The organism is Halorubrum sp. Ea1 (genome assembly GCF_002252965.1).
In the GTDB taxonomy this organism is placed as follows: Archaea; Halobacteriota; Halobacteria; order Halobacteriales; family Haloferacaceae; genus Halorubrum.
In genome coordinates, this window is record NZ_NHPG01000154.1 from 1 (window position 1) to 4,235 (window position 4,235).

General features: G+C 66.7%; 6 protein-coding genes. 3 read left to right on the forward strand and 3 right to left on the reverse strand.

Annotated features, from left to right (window positions below; all coding sequences use genetic code 11):
* Positions 1–72: 72 nt before the first annotated feature.
* A complete protein-coding gene (locus tag DJ73_RS19175; protein WP_094524744.1) occupies positions 73–540 on the reverse strand; it encodes a hypothetical protein in 468 nt (155 codons plus the stop codon).
* A 96-nt stretch (positions 541–636) separates the two neighbouring features.
* On the opposite strand from DJ73_RS19175, the gene DJ73_RS19180 reads away from it, so the two are divergent.
* Complete coding sequence (locus DJ73_RS19180) at positions 637–1,764, forward strand: GTP-binding protein (RefSeq protein ID WP_094558776.1); 1,128 nt, start codon at positions 637–639, stop codon at positions 1,762–1,764.
* Positions 1,765–1,788: 24 nt separating this feature from the next.
* Here the strand turns inward: DJ73_RS19180 and DJ73_RS20545 are convergent, their stop codons facing one another.
* Positions 1,789–1,941 (reverse strand): hypothetical protein, encoded by a 153-nt coding sequence (locus DJ73_RS20545; RefSeq protein WP_170938320.1) that lies wholly within the window; start codon positions 1,939–1,941, stop codon positions 1,789–1,791.
* Positions 1,942–2,154: 213 nt separating this feature from the next.
* On the opposite strand from DJ73_RS20545, the gene DJ73_RS20550 reads away from it, so the two are divergent.
* Complete coding sequence (locus DJ73_RS20550) at positions 2,155–2,322, forward strand: hypothetical protein (protein WP_170938321.1); 168 nt, start codon at positions 2,155–2,157, stop codon at positions 2,320–2,322.
* Between the two features lie 52 nt (positions 2,323–2,374).
* Here DJ73_RS20550 and DJ73_RS19185 read toward each other — a convergent pair whose 3' ends face one another.
* The gene (locus tag DJ73_RS19185; protein ID WP_094524742.1) at positions 2,375–3,544 is read right to left on the reverse strand and encodes a glutathione-independent formaldehyde dehydrogenase; all 1,170 of its coding nucleotides are present in this window, start codon (positions 3,542–3,544) and stop codon (positions 2,375–2,377) included.
* 201 nt (positions 3,545–3,745) lie between these two features.
* On the opposite strand from DJ73_RS19185, the gene DJ73_RS19190 reads away from it, so the two are divergent.
* Positions 3,746–4,063 carry a DUF5785 family protein gene (locus DJ73_RS19190; protein ID WP_094558777.1) on the forward strand — a complete coding sequence of 106 codons (318 nt, stop codon included), beginning with the start codon at positions 3,746–3,748 and terminating at the stop codon, positions 4,061–4,063.
* The last annotated feature ends 172 nt before the right edge of the window (positions 4,064–4,235 follow it).

The following is a 4,235-nucleotide window of genomic DNA, read 5'->3' on the forward strand; positions in this document are numbered from 1 at the left end:
GCGGCCTCGCAGGCACGCGCCGCTGCCGGATATGTATAAAAGCGTGAGCTCGATCCGCCGTTTCTCTGTCGATCACACCCGTTCGTCGAGTATCGTCTCGTCGCTGTGGCGGACTTCGACGCGCTCGGGGACCGGCGCCTCCGCGAACTCGATTATGACCTCGTAGGGGTGGGCTACGGCGACGTCCGGACACGCTTCCTCGTCCCAGTCCGGGTCGTCTTCGGCGGTCAACCGGACCAGCAGGCGGTCGGCGTCGAGCGTCGCTTCGATCAGCTCGATCCGATAACACTCTCGCGAGCCGTCGAGCAGCCGTCCCCTGACGGTGAGCCGCGGCGGGTCGGCGTCGACCGCGCGGATCAGGACGGCGGCGTCGTGTGGATTCGGTTCGTCGGATTCGAACTCCCCGGTGTGTTCGCGGCGCAGCGTAAGTTCGGCGCCGTCGACGGTGTCGGGGACTTCTCCCCACGGCGGCACGGGACAGCCCGCGAGGGGGGCGGTCGAGACGGCCGTCGCAGTCGCGAGGAGGGCTCTGCGGCGCATGGCGGGGAACGGCCGGGCGGGCGAGGTAAGCTTTGTGACGGGACGATCCCACCGATCGATCGTTTCATACTGATAGCACGTCTCACGATAATACGTATGAGCGACGACGACCGGATCCCCGTGACCGTCCTCAGCGGGTACCTCGGCGCCGGGAAGACGACGATGGTGAACCACCTGCTCGCGAACCCCGGCGACAGGCGGATCGCCGTCATCTTAAACGACATGGGCGAGGTGAACGTCGACGCGGAGCTGGTCGCCCGCGAGAACGACGAGGAGGGGATCGTCGACCTCTCGAACGGCTGTATCTGCTGTCGACTCCAGGACGACCTGCTGAGCGAGGCCGCGACGCTCGCGGAGTCGCGGGAGTTCGACTACCTCCTCGTGGAGTCGTCGGGCATCTCCGAACCGATCCCGGTGGCGCGGGCGTTCACGGAGGGGACCGATGCCTCCGAGATCGACCCCACCGAACGCTTCCGGCTCGACACGATGGTCACCGTCCTCGACACCTACGGGTTCTGGAAGGAGTTCGACGCCGGCGAGAGCCTGCCGGGCGACGGGGAGCCGGCCGCGGACCGACCCCTCGCGGACGTGCTCGTCGAGGGGATCGAGTTCTGCGACGTCCTCGTGTTGAACAAGACGGACATGGTCCCGGACGAGGTCCTCGACGAGATCGAGTCGGTCGCCGACCGGATCGGCCCGCGGGCGAAACGGATCCGGACGAGCTACTCCGAGGTCGACCCCGGAGCGGTGCTCGGCACGGGACGGTTCGACTTCGAGACGGCCAAGCGGTCGCCCGGGTGGAAACGCGCGCTCGCGGAAAGCGAGGCGGACGGGCACGGCGGGGAGGAGGAGGCTCACGGCCACGATCACGACCACGCCGAGGGCGCCGCCGCGGCCCACGGGGTCGACTCGTTCGTCTACCGCTCCGCGAACGCCCTCGCCCCGGAGCCGTTCGCCGACTGGCTCGACGACTGGGACGGCGCCATCGTGCGGGCGAAGGGCGTCGCGAACGTCGCGGGCACCGACGAGGTCATCGGCGTGAGTCAGGCCGGCCCCTCGGTGCAGGCGGGGCCGATCGGCGAGTGGGGACCGGACGACGACCGCCGCACGCGGCTCGTGTTCATCGGCAGCGAGATGGAGGAGTCGCGGATCCGGCGAGAACTCGACGACTTGGCGGCGTCGGACCCCGAGGCGGTCGAGGGAGCGAGCGCGTTCCCGATCTGAATCGGTCCCGAGAGTCGGTCGGGCTCAGATTCCCAGTTCGGCCTGTAAGTCGTCCCACTCCTCGTGGAACCCGTGGGTGGACTCGGTCTCGGTGCCGACCGCCGACTGGTAGACGTCGTCGTACTTCAGCAGCTCGCCCCACCCGTCGTGGAACGCCCAGTTACAGTACTTACACATACGGGTGACAACGCGAGGGAGCGACATACCGGTTTCGCCGACCGTGGTGAGAGCGACTGTCGGGAGCGCGGGCGGTCGCGCGTCTCAGGGGCTCGGGCGGTTGCGCGTCCGAGAAGCGCCGGCGGTCGCGCATTTCGGGTCCGCCGACAGAGTGAACCCCGTCCGTGACGTACGGTAGCTATCGACGTGGCTCGGCCGCGGCGACACTCCACTATGGTCACATACAGGCGGGGCGGACACGTTCAGAGCGACGACGAGGCGGTCGAGCGGCGCTGCGAGCACTGCGGCTGGCACTGCGTCGCGGACGGGTATCCGGAGCTCGTCTCGCGGTACCAGTCGCATCTCCGGGCGGAGCACCCGAAGGCGTGGCTCCGGACCTGATATCGGTGGCGGAAAAATCGGAACAGCGGATGCGAGGCGGCGCCTCGGCGACTCAGGGTTCGAGGAGGACCTTCGTGACGCCCTCCTCGCGGGCGTCGAACGCCTCGTACATCTCCGGGGCCTCCTCGAGGTCGACGCGGTGCGAGACCACCCAGCTCGGGTCGGCACGTCCCTCGATGATCATGTCGCGGAGGTACCGGTTGTACGACTTGACGTTACACTGGCCCGTGCCGCATTTGAGGCCCTTCTCGAAGAACTTCCCGAAGTCGATACCGAGCCGCCCCTGCGCGGCCATGTCGTCGGGCGCGCCCGGGTCCTCAGGGACGTAGAGGCCGGGGATGCCGAGCTCGCCCGTCGGCCGGACCACGCGGATGAGGTTGTTGATCACGACCGCCGGGTTCTCCTTGGCCGGCTGGTAGGAGTAGTCCTCCGTCTCGGTGTCGACGTTGTCGGGGTCGGTCGCCTGATACCCGACCGCGTCGACGCCCTTGTCGACCATCCCGCCGTGTTCCTCGATGATCTGGTCGACCGGGTCGCCTTCGGAGAAGTCGATGGCGGTCGCGTCGCAGTGGTCCTCCGCCAGCTCCAGTCGGCTCGGGACCTGGTCGACGACGTAGATTTCGGCCGCGCCCTTGATCTTCGCGCTGTACGCGGCCATCAGCCCGACCGGCCCGGCGCCGAAGACCGCTACCGACTCCCCGGGCTGGAGGTTCGCCAGTTCGGTGCCGTGCCAGCCGGTCGGGAAGATGTCCGCGAGCAGCGAGAACGCGTCCTCGTGTTCGCGCCCCTCGGGCAGTTTCAGCGCGTTGTGGTCCGCGTACGGGACGCGGAGTTTCTCGGCCTGTCCGCCCGGATACGGCCCCATGGCGACGTAGCCATAGGCCCCGCCGGCGAAGCCGGGGTTGACGTTGGTACAGAAGCCGGTGTACCCCTCCTCGCAGTTCTGGCAGAACCCGCAGGAGACGTTAAACGGCATCACCACGCGGTCTCCCTCCTCCAGTGTCGAGACGGCCTCACCGACTTCGGAGACGATCCCCATGTTCTCGTGGCCGAACACGATCCCCTCCTCGGCCGCGGTCCGACCCTCGTACATGTGCAGGTCGGAGCCGCAGATACACGACGTCGTGATGTCGACGACGACGTCGTTCGGGTGTTCGATCTCCGGGTCATCTACCTCTTCTACGGCCACGTCGTACGGGCCTTGGTAAACAACAGCTTTCATGATGTGATCCAACCTAACGGAAAGCTTCGAGTATTCTAAATGTTTTTCCGTTACATAGATAGTTAATAAATTATGGTACAATTCAATTAATCGTCATGTACGTCGCGGTCGGCTGCCGGTGTGCCGAGGGGACGCAGCGGCGCGTCGACGGGGCGTCCGGCGGAGCGCAACGACTTTCCTGCGGCACGGTAAACGGAGGGTATGGACTGGCCACACGACCCCGACGGCGAGCAGGGCAGCGAGGGCAGGCGGCAGTACGGCCACGCCGTGCTCGCGAAGAAGATCGACGAGGAGGAGGACTTCCCGCTGTCGACCGCGGAGTACGTCGAGCAGTACGGGGACCACCCGATCCGGATCGACTACGAGACGGTCGTCTCCGTCGCGGAGATCTTCGAGGGCGTCGAGAAGGAGGAGTTCGCGGACTTCGTCGAGTTCCACCAGGAGCTCGGCCGCGTGATGCGCGAGAACGGCTACTGGTTCTACGAGGGTGCCGACCAGTTCGTCGACGGCAGCGCCTGAATACGAATCGGGGATAAACGTCTCGGACGCATCAGTCGTTCTCTTTTAAATAACTGCTTCGACGGTGAACCACTCCAAAGCCCCAGCCGCGAGGAGTGCGGACGCTCGCTGCGCTCCTCAGTCGCTCGTCCCACTCGCTCCCTGCGGTGCTTGCGTCGCCTCCGCACTCCTC

What these genes read in the sequence shown, in the direction of transcription:
- DJ73_RS19175 (WP_094524744.1), bottom strand. Translation starts at nt 540, where the DNA reads ATGCGCCGCAGAGCCCTCCTCGCGACTGCGACGGCCGTCTCGACCGCC.
- DJ73_RS19180 (WP_094558776.1), top strand. Translation starts at nt 637, where the DNA reads ATGAGCGACGACGACCGGATCCCCGTGACCGTCCTCAGCGGGTACCTC.
- DJ73_RS20545 (WP_170938320.1), bottom strand. Translation starts at nt 1,941, where the DNA reads ATGTGTAAGTACTGTAACTGGGCGTTCCACGACGGGTGGGGCGAGCTG.
- DJ73_RS20550 (WP_170938321.1), top strand. Translation starts at nt 2,155, where the DNA reads ATGGTCACATACAGGCGGGGCGGACACGTTCAGAGCGACGACGAGGCG.
- DJ73_RS19185 (WP_094524742.1), bottom strand. Translation starts at nt 3,544, where the DNA reads ATGAAAGCTGTTGTTTACCAAGGCCCGTACGACGTGGCCGTAGAAGAG.
- DJ73_RS19190 (WP_094558777.1), top strand. Translation starts at nt 3,746, where the DNA reads ATGGACTGGCCACACGACCCCGACGGCGAGCAGGGCAGCGAGGGCAGG.